The sequence below is a fragment of the Cupriavidus sp. UYPR2.512 genome (assembly GCF_000379565.1).
GTDB lineage: Bacteria > Pseudomonadota > Gammaproteobacteria > Burkholderiales > Burkholderiaceae > Cupriavidus.
In genome coordinates, this window is the sequence record NZ_KB903075.1 from 223,223 (window position 1) to 237,177 (window position 13,955).

At 64.7% G+C, this 13,955-nt stretch carries 15 protein-coding genes and 1 pseudogene; 6 read left to right on the top strand and 10 right to left on the bottom strand.

The window, feature by feature from the left end; translation table 11 throughout:
• The first annotated feature begins 32 nt into the window (after window positions 1-32).
• The gene (locus tag A3A5_RS0121150; RefSeq protein ID WP_018312518.1) at window positions 33-1,007 is read left to right on the top strand and encodes a type II secretion system F family protein; all 975 of its coding nucleotides are present in this window, start codon (window positions 33-35) and stop codon (window positions 1,005-1,007) included.
• Window positions 1,008-1,226: 219 nt separating this feature from the next.
• The gene (locus A3A5_RS0121155; protein WP_018312519.1) at window positions 1,227-2,009 is read left to right on the top strand and encodes a metallophosphoesterase; all 783 of its coding nucleotides are present in this window, start codon (window positions 1,227-1,229) and stop codon (window positions 2,007-2,009) included.
• An 88-nt stretch (window positions 2,010-2,097) separates the two neighbouring features.
• Here A3A5_RS0121155 and A3A5_RS45770 read toward each other — a convergent pair whose 3' ends face one another.
• The 7 genes and pseudogenes from A3A5_RS45770 to A3A5_RS0121185 form a co-directional block, all read right to left on the bottom strand.
• Entirely contained in the window at window positions 2,098-2,352 is a 255-nt protein-coding gene (locus A3A5_RS45770) for a hypothetical protein (protein ID WP_369797804.1), read from the bottom strand.
• 57 nt (window positions 2,353-2,409) lie between these two features.
• A pseudogene (locus tag A3A5_RS45775) lies at window positions 2,410-2,544 on the bottom strand (TadE/TadG family type IV pilus assembly protein); the annotation flags it as partial.
• The gene (locus A3A5_RS0121165; protein ID WP_018312521.1) at window positions 2,537-3,028 is read right to left on the bottom strand and encodes a TadE/TadG family type IV pilus assembly protein; all 492 of its coding nucleotides are present in this window, start codon (window positions 3,026-3,028) and stop codon (window positions 2,537-2,539) included. The gene A3A5_RS0121165 and the pseudogene A3A5_RS45775, both read right to left, overlap by 8 nt.
• A 9-nt stretch (window positions 3,029-3,037) precedes the next feature.
• The gene (locus A3A5_RS0121170; RefSeq protein WP_018312522.1) at window positions 3,038-4,276 is read right to left on the bottom strand and encodes a pilus assembly protein TadG-related protein; all 1,239 of its coding nucleotides are present in this window, start codon (window positions 4,274-4,276) and stop codon (window positions 3,038-3,040) included.
• 768 nt (window positions 4,277-5,044) lie between these two features.
• Window positions 5,045-6,688, bottom strand: a complete 1,644-nt coding sequence (groL, locus tag A3A5_RS0121175; protein ID WP_018312523.1) for a chaperonin GroEL — start codon at window positions 6,686-6,688, stop codon at window positions 5,045-5,047.
• 46 nt (window positions 6,689-6,734) lie between these two features.
• Window positions 6,735-7,025, bottom strand: coding sequence for a co-chaperone GroES (gene groES, locus A3A5_RS0121180; RefSeq protein ID WP_018312524.1), 291 nt, complete (start codon window positions 7,023-7,025; stop codon window positions 6,735-6,737).
• A gap of 355 nt (window positions 7,026-7,380) precedes the next feature.
• A complete protein-coding gene (locus A3A5_RS0121185; RefSeq protein WP_018312525.1) occupies window positions 7,381-7,878 on the bottom strand; it encodes a DUF6496 domain-containing protein in 498 nt (165 codons plus the stop codon).
• A gap of 474 nt (window positions 7,879-8,352) precedes the next feature.
• Between A3A5_RS0121185 and A3A5_RS0121190 the strand changes: the two genes are divergently transcribed.
• Complete coding sequence (locus A3A5_RS0121190) at window positions 8,353-8,781, top strand: hypothetical protein (RefSeq protein WP_026200977.1); 429 nt, start codon at window positions 8,353-8,355, stop codon at window positions 8,779-8,781.
• Between the two features lie 179 nt (window positions 8,782-8,960).
• Window positions 8,961-10,502 carry a lytic transglycosylase F gene (locus A3A5_RS0121195; RefSeq protein ID WP_018312527.1) on the top strand — a complete coding sequence of 514 codons (1,542 nt, stop codon included), beginning with the start codon at window positions 8,961-8,963 and terminating at the stop codon, window positions 10,500-10,502.
• Window positions 10,503-10,580: 78 nt separating this feature from the next.
• Here the strand turns inward: A3A5_RS0121195 and A3A5_RS0121200 are convergent, their stop codons facing one another.
• The 3 genes from A3A5_RS0121200 to A3A5_RS0121210 form a co-directional block, all read right to left on the bottom strand.
• Entirely contained in the window at window positions 10,581-10,868 is a 288-nt protein-coding gene (locus A3A5_RS0121200; RefSeq protein WP_018312528.1) for a hypothetical protein, read from the bottom strand.
• A gap of 197 nt (window positions 10,869-11,065) precedes the next feature.
• Window positions 11,066-11,440: a cupredoxin domain-containing protein gene (locus A3A5_RS0121205; RefSeq protein WP_035813212.1), complete on the bottom strand. Its 375-nt coding sequence runs from the start codon at window positions 11,438-11,440 to the stop codon at window positions 11,066-11,068.
• 12 nt (window positions 11,441-11,452) lie between these two features.
• On the bottom strand, window positions 11,453-12,331 hold the full coding sequence (locus A3A5_RS0121210) for a metallophosphoesterase (RefSeq protein ID WP_018312530.1): 879 nt from the start codon (window positions 12,329-12,331) through the stop codon (window positions 11,453-11,455).
• Window positions 12,332-12,508: 177 nt separating this feature from the next.
• On the opposite strand from A3A5_RS0121210, the gene A3A5_RS0121215 reads away from it, so the two are divergent.
• Window positions 12,509-13,141 (top strand): RNA polymerase sigma factor, encoded by a 633-nt coding sequence (locus A3A5_RS0121215; protein ID WP_018312531.1) that lies wholly within the window; start codon window positions 12,509-12,511, stop codon window positions 13,139-13,141.
• Window positions 13,128-13,931: an anti-sigma factor gene (locus A3A5_RS0121220; RefSeq protein WP_018312532.1), complete on the top strand. Its 804-nt coding sequence runs from the start codon at window positions 13,128-13,130 to the stop codon at window positions 13,929-13,931. The genes A3A5_RS0121215 and A3A5_RS0121220 overlap by 14 nt, the downstream gene beginning before the upstream one ends.
• The last annotated feature ends 24 nt before the right edge of the window (window positions 13,932-13,955 follow it).

Genomic DNA, 13,955 nt, shown 5'->3' on the forward strand with positions numbered 1-13,955 from the left:
GGCTTGGACAGCCATCCTGACGGGAGTCCATCATGCAAGGCATTATCCAGGGGTTTCAGACCGACCAGTTTTTCGTGCTTGCGCTGATCTTTGTGGCCGCGTTCGGCACGGTGTTCGGTGTGCTTTATGTATTCTCGCCAAACCGCATGCGCGGGCGGGCCGAACAAATCGCCGGCCAGGGCGGCCAGCTTGGGGCGGAGCCGGAGCGCCGACACGCCTGGGTCGAGAAGCTGGTGCAATGGTCGCAGCCTGTCTCGCGCCTGTCGCTGCCCAAGGAAGGCTGGGAGCATTCACAGCTGCGCGTGCGGTTCATGAATGCCGGCTGGCGGAGCGCCAGCGCCGCATCGTTATACTTCGCGGCCAAGACCGTCCTGGCCGTCGCTCTGCCAATGATCGGGCTGCTGGCTGCCAGCGGTCAGCCGGAACTGCAGGACCAGCAAGTCATGCTCTTGTTGCTGGCGGTGCTGGGAGCAATCGGCTATTACCTGCCGAACATCGTGCTGACGCGAAAGGTGGCACAACGCCAACGCACGGTGTTCGAAGAGTTCCCCGATATGATCGACCTGCTGACGGTCTGCGTAGAGGCCGGGCTCGGGCTGGATGCCGCGCTGATGCGCGTGGCCGACGAGCTCGCGCTTCGCTGCCCGGTGCTGGCCGATGAAGTCCAGCTGATGCTGCTGGAGCTGCGCTCGGGCTTCTCGAAGGAAAAGGCCCTGTCGAACCTGTCGTTGCGCACCGGCGTGGAGGACGTGGACAAGTTTGCCTCCATGCTGATCCAGGCCGACCGCTTCGGCACCAGCCTGGGCGACTCGCTGCGCGTACTGTCCGACATGCTGCGCACCAAGCGCCGCATGCGGGCTGAGGAACAGGCCGCCAAGATTGCGCTGAAGCTGCTGTTCCCGCTGATCTTCACCATTTTCCCATCGCTGCTCCTGGTGCTGCTGGGCCCCGCCTTTATCCAGATCTATCGCGTCCTGCTGCCGACCATGACCGGACAGGGCGGGTAAAACACCCGGGAAACCGCGATCGTTTCCCCCGGCTGTCTCCCGGTGCAATGCCGGCAAGACAGTCACTTGCCCGGACCTGGTTCCGGGCCTTTTTGCTTTTTGATTTCCCGCCGCATATCGTGGGACTTGACCAGGCCGGCCGCCTTCTTAAGAATGCAGGCAGTCCCCATGCCGCGGCCGCGGCCCATGCGGCGAGCCCCATTCGCCTCCGGAGTCCCCATGAAGCTACGCATCCTGAGCGACCTCCACATCGAACACAACATGCCGGAAGCAGTACCCGCCTGCGATGCCGACATCGTGGTGCTGGCCGGCGATATCGCCAACGGACGCGACGGCCTCGACTGGGCGGCGCGCACGTTCGGCCAGCCGGTGGTCTACGTGCCGGGCAACCATGAGTACTACGAAAGCAACTTCGAAGCTGTAGACCGGCTGATGGCCGATGCCGCCGCGACGCATCCGGGGATGCATCTGCTCAACAGCGGGGTAGCTGAGTTCGACGGCCCAGATGGGCGCGTGCGCGTTATCGGCACCACTTGGTGGACGGACTACACGCTGTTTGGCACCGAGCGGCGTGAGGATGCAATGCGGGCTTGCGCGGCGGTGATGCTGGATCACCGCCTGATCGAGCTCGGCGACGATGGCCGGCTGCGTCATTTCACGCCGCAGGATGCGCTGGCGCGCCACCAGGCTGCGTCGGATTGGCTGGCGGCGCAACTGGCCCAGCCTTACGATGGCAAGACCGTGGTGGTCACGCACCACGGCCCTGACCTGGGTAGCCTGGATCCACGCTATGCGCACGATCTGGTCTCGGGCGGCTTCCTGTCGCGGCGGCCCGACCTGGTGGCGCAGGCGGATTTGTGGATCCACGGCCACACCCACACCAGCTTCGACTACTGCATCGACGATTCGCGCGTGGTCTGCAACCCGCGCGGCTATGTCAGCCGCCGCACCGGCACGCCGGAGAATCCGCGCTTCGACTGGGGCTGCGTCGTCGACATCTGATGCCCGCGCAGGCCCTGCGCAGGCATTGCGAGACCAAGCAAGAAGCCCCCGCCGGTTTGCGCCGGCAGGGGCTTAATTAGCCCGGGTCCTAGCTGCCGCAGACGGCGCTACTCCCGGCATCCTGCCCCATGATCTCCCGCGGAAGGTAAGTCAGGAATCCGGGCACTGCCAGGCTGGAAAAACCGACCCAGGATGCCGGAGAAACCGGGGAAATGCTCAATCCCGTCACGGTGACAGCAACGCCCGTGCAGGAAGCGCTGTCGCAGCTGGCACTGAGTCCGCCTGCATCGTACCAGTCGACGGAAACATTGGAGGAGTTGAGGCTGGGCAGAATTTGCTGCATTCGGTCGAGGACTGATAGCGATCCTCGGCCGCAGACTACCGCCTGCCTCGCGCCCCAGCGGGTTGCTTCTGCGACAGCATTCCAGGTATATAGCACCCGGCCGAATTCCAGTATGCCAAGCAGTATCGAAAAAAATAGCACTGCCACGATGGCGAACTCAACCGCTGTCGTACCTCTCTGATGCCTATTCATAAGCTTGCCTCATCGTAGCGGAGATATCGCCAAAGGGAATAGAGGTAAGGGAAGCGCTGCCGCCGGTATAGAACCTCGTAAATCCGAGCAGGTCGAGGATAGGGGTGAAGGTATAGCCGGTAACGCGGACGGTTACCGTATTGATTGCGGGGTTGCTCCCTTGGCCCATGTTGAGAGTGCATGCCGGATCTGCCGCATCGCAGATGGCCACCATGCTGGTATTCAGGCCCGGCACCAGGGCCGGCTGGGTGTCGGTCGCAACCGGCGTGCCGTAGACGACCAGCTGCTTCGCCATGGCGTGCGCTGTCACGCTGCCCGCCGCCTGTGTGCTCAGGTAGCGCGCCCCATCACGAACCGACTTCGTCAGCGTGTTGTATGTGTAAATGGCACGGCCAAACTCCGTGAGGCCGAAGCAGATTGCGAGCAGCAAGGCGATAGTGATGGCTAGCTCGACGAGTGCTACACCCTTTTGTCGCTTCTTCATCGATTTCCCCTACTGAACAAGAGCCGGGATCATGGGACCAAAATTGCCGCCGGCGAGACCATTTGTCGTGCAGGGACTACTGATCGTTGCGGCATTGCCCAGATACTCGAACTGAACCGTATCGGTAGGTCCGCCAATCGGTTGCAACATGAGCATGCAAGCAAAATCGACCACTTTTGAGGCGGCCGAGACCACCGGAACGATCACGAGGCGGCGGCTCATACCCAGCTTCGCATGGTCGCCAGTGCCACCTGGTGTCGCCAGATCCTTATAGCCACCCAGCATGTTCAGATCGGTGATCGCGTCGCCAGCTGCGACACTGGTGCCCGTGTCCGCATAGCTCGCGTATGTGAGCCGCTTGCTCTTGAAATTGGTCGCTGCTGGATCGGTACCACCCGACGAACCGGAATACGCCTGCTTGCCGTTTGGCCAGTTCTTGCTCGTATAGGCGTAACCCGTAAAGTCCGGCCGCATGACCGACTTGTCGCCGTTGTTTTTGTAGATGCCGAAGCGGCTGTTCCACTGGTCATCTACGGCCACCTTGGCCCCCGGGGTTCCAACCGTATCGTTGACCTTGGAGTTGCAGTACCCGACAGCCATTTCTTGTTTGGTCTCGTTGGCGTTCGTTGACCCATCGAGGTTGTACCAGCCCATTTCCCCAGGAGAGGCCGTCTTGGTGCCGTCGTATAGCACAGTCACCCAATCGCCAGCCGTAAACCCATAGTCGGGCGCGCTAGCCCCCGTTTTGGGAAGCAGGGCGACCGGAATCGGGCAAGTGCTCTGAGCATGAGTCCGGGTCGCGACACCCACCGCAGTGACAGCGGTGCTGGTCGGACCTCCGACCATCTGAATCAGGTAGGCTGCAATTCCCGAGGTAGCGTGATTGCATTTGGCGTAGCGCGCATTTGCCACCGGCGTAAAGCTCGAACTGTAGGAACCGCTGAGCGTGTCGCTGAACGTTACGTCAGTATCGACGATAGCCGCGGAGCTGTTCTGATACTTGACCTTGTTGGCGTTCCCGGCGGTCAGTCCGGCGCTGGTGGCCCTTGTCAGGGCATCCGCCGTCCCATCAAGTTCCTGCGCTGCCGCCAGCGCGCAGCTATCGACAGCGGACTGCAACTCCGTCTTCGCGACAAACATCGCGCCCAGGTCGATGACCAGTCCGGCCATGCCCAGCAACACGGCCAGGGTCAGGCCCACAATTGGAAGAATGACCCCTCTTTCGCTCTTTTTGTTATACCTGGACATATGCATCGCCCTCGGACAAGAGATATGAGCACCCGGCTTGGGCGGAAAGCGGGAATGCGCTCCCAGGCCCGCGTCATAGCCGGGCGCCATGGCTGCCAGCGACCCAGATAGGCATCCGGCTGACTACGCCGGGGCTTCCCGATACCTAGCTTCGTACAAGCATTCTTGGACATGCCAACGGCAATTGGTATCGGCCCAATGGCGGAATCAGTAGGTAGAGTCCCGGCCGGCTGAGGACTCGCCGGAGAACATGGCGGGATATCGGAACCGCGGCCAGTGGGGTCTCGCTTCCAGTTCGTGGCCTGCTCAAAACGGCATACATCGGTCTAGTGGTGCGATCAAGATCACTTACCAGGCTAGAAATTGCCGCTTGCTACACCTACTCAGATCTAATAGGGAGTGGGAAGTGGGCTCCACTAGCAACGACATGCGTTGCAGATTTGATTCATACCTCGGCCGCTCGCTTGTCACGGACAGGCCGTCCTGCAGCGCCGCAGCTACAGGTGCCACCGGGTCCGCAATGTTCGACTTTTGACCTGAGCGCCGCCGCGCCCGACTGGTACTGCGACCCAATCGGGATAGGGGCGGTCAGGTAATCTGACCGGTCCCCTCCCACACCACCTGGCATGCGGATCCGCACCAGGCGGTTGGAATGGTTGAGGTCGTCGGGCTTGTATGCTGGGCGCACAAAGAAAAACCCCCGCGGGCTCGCACCCGCGGGGGTTTTCCAAGACAGCCCGCCCGTAAGGGCAGTCGGCCGGCGATGATTTACATCATGCCTTCCATGCCGCCCATGCCGCCCATGCCGCCCGGCATTGCCGGAGCCGACTCTTCCTTCGGCGATTCGGCAACTGCGCAGTCCGTGGTCAGCATCAGCGAAGCCACCGAAGCGGCGTTCTGCAGTGCGGTGCGGGTGACCTTGGTCGGATCCAGCACGCCCATTTCCACCAGGTCCCCGTACTCGCCCGAAGCCGCGTTGTAGCCGTAGTTGCCCTTGCCTTCGATGACCTTGGCAACGACGACCGAAGCTTCTTCACCAGCGTTCAGCACGATCTGGCGCAGCGGCTCTTCCATGGCGCGCAGCACGATCTTGATGCCGGCGTTCTGGTCCGGGTTTTCACCGGTCAGTGCCGAAATCGCAGCGCGGGCACGCAGCAGGGCCACACCGCCGCCGGGGACGATGCCTTCTTCCACCGCAGCGCGGGTGGCGTGCAGGGCGTCTTCCACGCGGGCCTTCTTTTCCTTCATTTCGACTTCGGTGGCAGCGCCAACCTTGATCACGGCAACACCGCCGGCCAGCTTGGCCACGCGCTCTTGCAGCTTTTCACGGTCGTAGTCCGAGGTCGCTTCTTCGATCTGGGCGCGGATTTGCTTCACGCGGCCTTCGATCGCACCTGCGTCGCCGGCGCCATCGATGATGATGGTGTTTTCCTTGCCGATTTCGATGCGCTTGGCCTGGCCCAGGTCGTTCAGGGTAGCCTTTTCCAGCGTCAGGCCGATTTCTTCAGCGATGACGGTGCCGCCGGTCAGGATGGCGATGTCTTCCAGCATGGCCTTGCGGCGGTCGCCGAAGCCCGGGGCCTTGACGGCGGCGGTCTTCAGGATGCCACGGATGTTGTTCACCACCAGGGTCGCCAGGGCTTCGCCTTCGACGTCTTCAGCGATGATCAGCAGCGGGCGGCCAGCCTTGGCCACTTGCTCCAGCACCGGCAGCAGATCGCGGATGTTCGAGACCTTCTTGTCGAACAGCAGCACGAACGGGCTGTCCAGCTGGACAACCTGCTTTTCCGGGTTGTTGATGAAGTACGGCGACAGGTAGCCGCGGTCGAACTGCATGCCTTCCACGACTTCCAGCTCGTCGGCCAGCGACTTGCCGTCTTCGACGGTGATCACGCCTTCCTTGCCGACCTTGTCCATGGCTTCGGCAATGCGCTCACCGATCGAGGTGTCGCTGTTGGCCGAGATCGCGCCAACCTGGGCGATTTCCTTGCTGGTGGTGGTCGGCTTGCTGACCTTCTTCAGCTCTTCAACGGCGGCGGCGACAGCCTTGTCGATGCCGCGCTTCAGGTCCATCGGGTTCATGCCGGCGGCGACGAACTTCATGCCTTCGCGCACGATCGACTGGGCCAGCACGGTTGCGGTGGTGGTACCGTCACCGGCGTTGTCGCTGGTCTTGGAAGCCACTTCCTTGACCATCTGGGCGCCCATGTTCTGCAGCTTGTCCTTCAGCTCGATTTCCTTGGCCACGGACACGCCGTCCTTGGTCACGGTCGGGCCGCCGAAGCTGCGCTCCAGCACCACGTTGCGGCCCTTCGGACCCAGGGTAACCTTCACTGCGTTGGCGAGGATGTTCACGCCTTCGACCATCTTGGCACGGGCGGCGTCGCCAAACACTACGTCTTTTGCTGCCATGTTCTGATTCTCCTAAATCTGTACGGTGGTAGTCGTCAACAAGTGATTACTTGTTCACCACGGCCATGATGTCTTCTTCGCGCATGACCAGCAGTTCCTGGCCTTCGACCTTCACGGCCTGGCCGGCATACTTGCCGAACAGCACCCGGTCACCCACCTTGACGTCGAGGACAATGTTGTTGCCCTTGTCATCCTTCTTGCCGGGACCGACGGCGAGCACTTCGCCTTGATCGGGCTTCTCGGCAGCATTGTCGGGAATCACGATACCGGACGCGGTCTTGGTTTCGTTGTCCAGACGCTTCACGATCACGCGGTCGTGCAAAGGACGCAGATTCATACGGACTCCTAGATACAAAAAGTGAGTTTTTAATCACAAATCGGGCCGGCTACCGGAGCGACGGCCGTCAGAAATGTTCAGGTGTCGCAGGAGCTGTTAGCACTCACCCCTGACGAGTGCTAATTATAGGGACGGGGTACGGGCATTTCAAGACAGGGGCTTGATGCGGGTTTTCCCGAGGGCTGCCTTGCAAGGGTGTCGAAAGGGATCGACGGGTAGCCGTTTCATCACCTGCCTTGGATGCGCGGCGGGTAGGCAGGCGGCCGCACCACGCGGCGCGGCGGTGCCCGGCAGGCTCTCCGTCCGACACCGCCTGATGACCAGCTTGGTGTGCGTTTATCTCAATGCAGTCGCGCTAGCGCGCCGACCCCTTCCCGGCCGCGCGGGTACGTGCGGCCTTGCGGGCCGCCTCGGAGCGGCCCGCTGCCCCTTTGGTGCTGGCGGCCTTCTTGGCGGCGGCGGAGCGCTCGGCTGCGGTATGCGTACCTGCCGCGCGCTTGGCCTGGGCAGACAGCGCCTTGGGAGAAGCCCCAGCGGTGCCCTCGCGCTTGAGCGCCTTCAGTGCGGCGCTGGCGCGCTTTGCCGTGCTTTCCGAGCTGGCCCGCCGCGGCGCGGCTTTGCTCTCGCCTGACTTGGCCGCCTTGGCAGCGCCCTTCTTCGGCGGCACATCCACGCCTGCGCGGCGCGCCTCGGACAAGCCGATTGCAATGGCCTGCTTGGCGGAACGCACGCCGTGCTTGCCCTTGCGCACAGCTTCGATCTCGTCGTGAACGAAATTGCCGGCCTGGGTGGTCGGCGCCTTGCCCGCTTTCTTGTCCGCCCTGGCGTGGGCGATAGTCGATGCCCTTGGCATGGTCGTCTCCATGACTGCCGCGGTCATCCGGCCTGGGCCATGGCAGATGCAATGTCCGCGGCGCTGATCAGGACCCGCCATCTGCCGGCGGGCTGACCAGAGTCCCACGCATATGTCGTTCCAGGCTCCCATCCGGGCTGCCATCGCCACTCACAGGGCGATGGTCTTCAGACTGCATGCCATATCTGCTCACCGTACCCCAAATCTACCTGGCCATGCGCGAAGCCAACCTGCATTGGCATGCCACCCCCGGCTCCCGCCATCGTCAGTATCTGGCACCAAGGGTCCCGTCACGCCTGGGGGCCCTTGTAGGAGCAATTCCGGCGTCTCATCGGCGCAACCCCGACAGCGCAAGCTGCGCCTGCTGCCTAGACTGGGCTTGTCGCCGCGCGTCTGCCCGGCAGGCATGTGCGGCATACGTTGCGCCGGACCCTGTTGGACGGCGCTTCCCGACAACAACCCTGGAGGTTTTCCATGGATCCGAAACAGCCCGCTCGCCTTACCCGATTTGCCAGCGTGATTGCAGCAGGCCTGGCAGGCCTCAGCTGCGCTGCGGCCATTGCCCAGACAACCGCCACCCCCGCCACCCCGGCCGAGCCGGCAACCCCTGCCGCACAGGGCATGCCGGCGGCGCCGGCAACACCGGCGATGCCGGCCACCGCAGCCAGCCCCGCAGGCGGTCAGGGCGTGCCGCCCGGCATGACCCAGATCCAGCCGCCGAAGGACCCGCTGGTGGAACGCCGCGAGGCGCGCCAGAAGGCCGCCGCCGAGTACAAGGCCAAGAAAAAGGCGGCCAAGGGTGAGTACAAGGACGAAGTCGGCGCTGCCAAGCAGGAGCGCAAGGTAGAGAACAAGGCAGCGGATGCAGCGGCCAAGCAGGAAATGGCCCCACCAAAGCAATAGCGCCAGCCGTTGCACGAAGGGTGGCCGGGATCAACCGGCCACCTTCTTTTTGCCGGGCATCGCCCCGCCGTTTGCCCTTCGGCGGCATCCGGACCCTGGCGGCTTGCAAGAGGCAGGATCGCGCCTAGACTCGATACGAGCGAGTCGCGCGCCTTTCTGCCCGGCTTGCCATCTGCGCCATGTCCGCTGCCCACCCACGCCACTGGTTCGCAGGCCTTCTACTGTCCGGCCTGGTGGGCGCGCTCAGCCTTTGCAGCACGTTTGCCGTGGCGCAGCAGAAGCCCGCGCCCGCGTCCGCACCCGTTGCGGCCCCCGCGGCGAAAGCCGCAACCGGCAAGGCCGATTCCGCCAGGCCGCGCGGCCTCAACCTCGCCAACAAGCCGCGCACGGGCGACTTCGACGTGATGGTCAACAGTCATGTCATCCGCGTGCTGGTGCCTTACAGCCGCACCCTCTACTTCAGCGACAAGGGCCATGAGCGCGGAATTACCGCCGAACTGGTGCGGGAATTCGAGCGCTACCTGAACAAGACCTACGCCAATCGACTGGGCAAGCGCCCGCTCACCGTCATCATCATCCCCACCACGCGCGACCGCCTGCTGCCCGACCTGGCGGCCGGCCTGGGCGATATCGCCGCCGGCAACCTGACCGAGACCGAGGCACGGCTGAAGCTGGTCGACTTTGCCGCGCCGCGTGACCGCAAGCCAGTGCGCGAGCTGATCGTGACCGGCCCCAAGTCGCCGGCGCTGAAGAGCCTGGACGACCTGGCGGGCAAGACCGTCCATGTGCGCCGCGCGAGCAGCTACTACGAAAGCCTGACTGCACTGAACAACCGCCTGCGCCAGTCCGGCAAGGCACCGATGCAACTGGTGCTGCTGCCCGACGCCCTTGAAGACGAAGACGTGCTCGAGATGGTCAATGCGGGCCTGCTGGCGATCGTCGTGGTCGACGACTGGAAGGCCGCAATGTGGGCGCAGATCCTGCCTGACATCAAGGTGCGCCAGGACCTGGCAGTGCGCGAAGGCGGCTATGTCGGCTGGGCCTTCCGCAAGAACAGCCCGCAGTTGCGGCAGGCAATCGACGATTTCTATATCAACCACGTCAAGAAGCAGGGCGTGGCGGAATACCTGCTCAAGCAATCCATGCGCCGGATCAAGCAGATCAAGAACAACACTGAAGATGCCGAATACAAGCGCTTCCAGCAGACCGTTGTCTTCTTCGAGAAGTACGGCAAGGACTATCACTTCGACCCGCTGATGCTCGCCGCGCAGGGCTTCCAGGAATCACAGCTCAACCAGCAGGCGCGCAGTCGCGTGGGTGCCGTCGGCATCATGCAGATCATGCCCGCCACTGGCAAGGAACTGAATGTGGGCAATATCAAGATGGTCGAGTCCAACATCCACGCCGGCGCCAAGTACATGGACCGGCTGATGACCAAGTACTTCCCCGACGCGCACTTCTCGGACTCGAACCGGCCGCTGTTCGCCTTCGCCAGCTACAACGCCGGGCCGGGCAATATCGCCAAGATGCGCAAGGAGGCTGCGGCGCGCGGGCTGGACCCCGACAAGTGGTTCAACAATGTCGAGATCGTGGTGGCGGAGAAGATCGGCATCGAAACCACCACCTATGTGCGCAACATCTTCAAGTACTACGCGGCCTACCGGCTCATCGAGGACAAGGAAGCCGCGCGTGAGCGGGCACTGAAGGAAGTCCGGAAGTAGCCTGCCGCCGGCGCCCGCGCTGGCGGGACCGCGGTGGAACCGGGCCGCGCCAACCTGCGCCCGGCCACGCAGCAAGGATCAGTCGGCCAGGCCGCTGCTGTCGATATAGCCCAGCGCATCGCGCACCGCGCGCCGGGCCTTGAGCACATAGCAGACCTGGCGCTCGCGGATGGACAGTGCCACCACTTCAGCCTGCATCAGTTCCTGGAACATGTGTGCGGCACGCGGCAGGCTCAGCCCGACCAGTTGCGCCAGGGCGGCGGCGGGCAGCCCGTCCTCGCCGGCTTCCAGCAGCGCGCGGCAAACCGTGGCCCGCGCAGGTTCGGTCATCAGGGCAAGCGTCAGCGCGCTCTCTTGGGTCTCCATGGCCACACCTCGATCCTCTGGCGTTGTGCTCGGCCGCCCACCACGAGCGGCTGCCGGCCCTCTCCCGGTGCCGTTTCCCAACGTTCTACGCGGCTCGCAGGGCAAAGGCAATAGGGCCGCCCACGGGCTGCGCGATTACAACACCAGCGCTCACGCCCGCGGGCTCGCCGGCGACCCGACGATCGGACGGGCGGCGTCTACATGACCTCGATCACGCCGTTCATGGTCTCATGCCCCGACCCGCAGAAGATGTCGCACAGGAAGCCATAGTTGCCGCTGCCGCGCGCCGTTGCCGGCAAACGCACGGTCGCGCCTGGCGGCACGTCGGCACGCACGCCGAAATCCGGCACGCTGAAGCCCATGATCACATCCTGTGCCGTCAGTTCGAATACGACCGACTCGCCGGGACGCAGCGGGATGTGATTCGGGGTAAAGACGAACTTGCGCGCGTGGACGCGAATGACGCGCGGCGCAGCCGCATCGCCCCGGCCGGTGCCGGCCAGCACGGCCGCCCCGAGGCCGAGCATCCAGGCCAGCACCGTGCGCCGCCCGACCATCGATGACATTCTCATGGCCGGCTCCGGTCAGGTCGCGATCGGCTGCTCGGCCAGCGCGAACGCGCCGGACGCCGGTTTCGCTTCGATCTCGCGCCAGCCCAATCCGCGATAGGGCTGCGCGGCATCCCATGGCACCGGCAGGCGCTGCGGCTGCGAGCCCGGCGGCGGCAGGGGAAACATCAGCGAGCGTGCGGCGTGATGCGCAATGTGGCCGGTCATATGGTGATGCTCCTGATGGATGTGGCCGTAGAACACGGTCACGTTCGGATAGGGCATCAGCGTGTCGAGCACCTGCGCACCGTCGCGCGTGGCCCAGTCCCATTGCGGATACAGGTCGAACAGCGGGCGGTGCGTGAACACCACGATGCGCGCGCTCTTTGGTTGCCGCGCCAGGTCCGCCGCCAGCCACGCACGCTGCGCATCCCCGACCCGCCCCGCCGGATCGGACACGTTGTCGAGCACGACGAAATGCACGCCTTTGTGATCGAAGGTGTAGTGCGTCGGCCCGAACAGCTCCTGGTAGGCCGCGCCCGCATCGAGGCTGGCGTCGTGCTCGCCCGGCATCAGGTGGATCGTGCTGACGCCCAGGCCGGCAATGACGGACTGGAACTCACTCAGGCGCCGCCGCCGCTCCTGCGGATCGTCGGTGGTGTGCGTGAGATCGCCGGTGAACATGATGAAGTCGGGCGGCTGCCGCAGCGCATTGACGGCGGCGATGGCCTTGGGCAGCGTGCCGCGCGCATCCGGATTGGCCGGCCCCTGGAAGCCCCAGTGTGCGTCCGACAGCTGCACAAAATAGAAATCCTCATCGCGCCCGAAGGTCCAGCCGGGCAGCCCGGACGCAAACACCGCGCCGCCGGCGGCGCCTGCCAGCCTCAGGAAATCGCGTCGCTTCAGTGTGTTCATGGTGCCTCCGTCGCATGGTTGCAGGGATGTGCCTGTCATACCGGCTTGCGCGAAGCTTTATTCCCGGCGCTGCGCAACCGCAGGAAATCCGGGCGCGGCGGGAATAAACTGCGTGGAACGCCGGTATACACAGGACGTGCGCCACCGGCGCCGGCGCACAAACCGACCAAGGCACGCATGGATCACGCATCCGACGAACGCCGCCGCTTCGATGAGCTGGTGCTTCCGCACCTGGATGCCGCCTACAACCTCGCGCGCTGGTTGTCGGGCAGCGCCAGCGAGGCCGACGACGTGGTCCAGGAAGCCTTCCTGCGCGCTTACCGGCTCTTTGGCAGTTTCCGCGGCGAGCAGCCGCGGCCGTGGCTGCTCGCCATCGTGCGCAATACGTGGTTCACCACCTGCCAGAAGCGCAAGTCGGCCGGCGAGGTGTGCGGCTATGACGACCTGCGCGAGAACCAGCCCCTGCCGGCCTGGCACGATGGCCGGGACGACCCTGAGCAGTGGCTGCTGCGGCAGGAAGACGTGCGGCTGGTGCACCGGGCGCTGGAGCAGTTGCCGGTGGCGTTTCGCGAAGTGCTGGTGCTGCGCGAACTGGAGGAGTTGCCCTACCGCGACATCGCGCGCGTCGCGGATATCGCTATCGGCACGGTCATGTCGCGGCTCGCGCGCGGGCGGCGCATGCTGGCGGCGGCCGTGACGGCGCTGCAACAGCAGAGCACGGCTCAAGGGCCGGCACACGCACGCCCGCCATCCGGTGGGCTGGCGCCGGCACCGCACCCCGCCGGGGAGACAGGTCATGGACTGCAATGACGTTTGCGAACTGCTGCCCGCCTGCGCCGACGACGAACTCGGCGCGGCGGAAAGCCTGCGCCTGGAGCAGCACCTGGCGCAATGTACCGCGTGCACGGCCGAACTGGGACGCCTGCGCGCACTGCGCACGGCTGTACGGGAAGGCGCGACTTACCATCGCGCAAGTCCCGCCCTGCGCGCCCGGATCGCTGCTGCGCTGCCCGCGGCCTGCGTGCCGGCAGGCGGTGAGGCATCGCGCCCGCGCTGGCTCGAGTGGTTTGCCTGGCGCCCGGCCGTCAACGCCGGGCTGGCGGCGCTGACCGTCGCCTCGATGGCGTTCGGACTGACATTGTTCCTGCTGCGGGATGCCCCGCAAGACGCCATGGCGCGTGAAGTTGTCAGCGGCCATGTACGCGCGCTGATCGCGGACCACGCCGTCGACGTGGCATCCACTGATCGCCACACGGTCAAGCCGTGGTTCAACGGGCGGCTGGATTTCGCGCCGCCGGTCCCTGACATGGCGGCAGAGGGCTTCGCGCTCGTTGGCGGACGGCTCGACTACCTCCACGGGCAGCGCGTGGCGGTGCTGGTCTATCAACGCAACCAGCATCCGATCGATGTCTTCGTGCTGCGCGGCGCGGGCGCGCGCAAGGTGGCGCCTGACTTCGACAGCACCCTGACCCGGCAGGGCTACCAGATCACGCACTGGCAGGCAGGCGGCATGGACTTCTGGGCCGTGACCGATGCCTCGGCCGCCGACCTGCAACGCTTCAGCAAGGCATGGCGCATGGCCAGCGGCGGCACGCCATAGCGCTCGCGCCGCCGCCGGTCATCC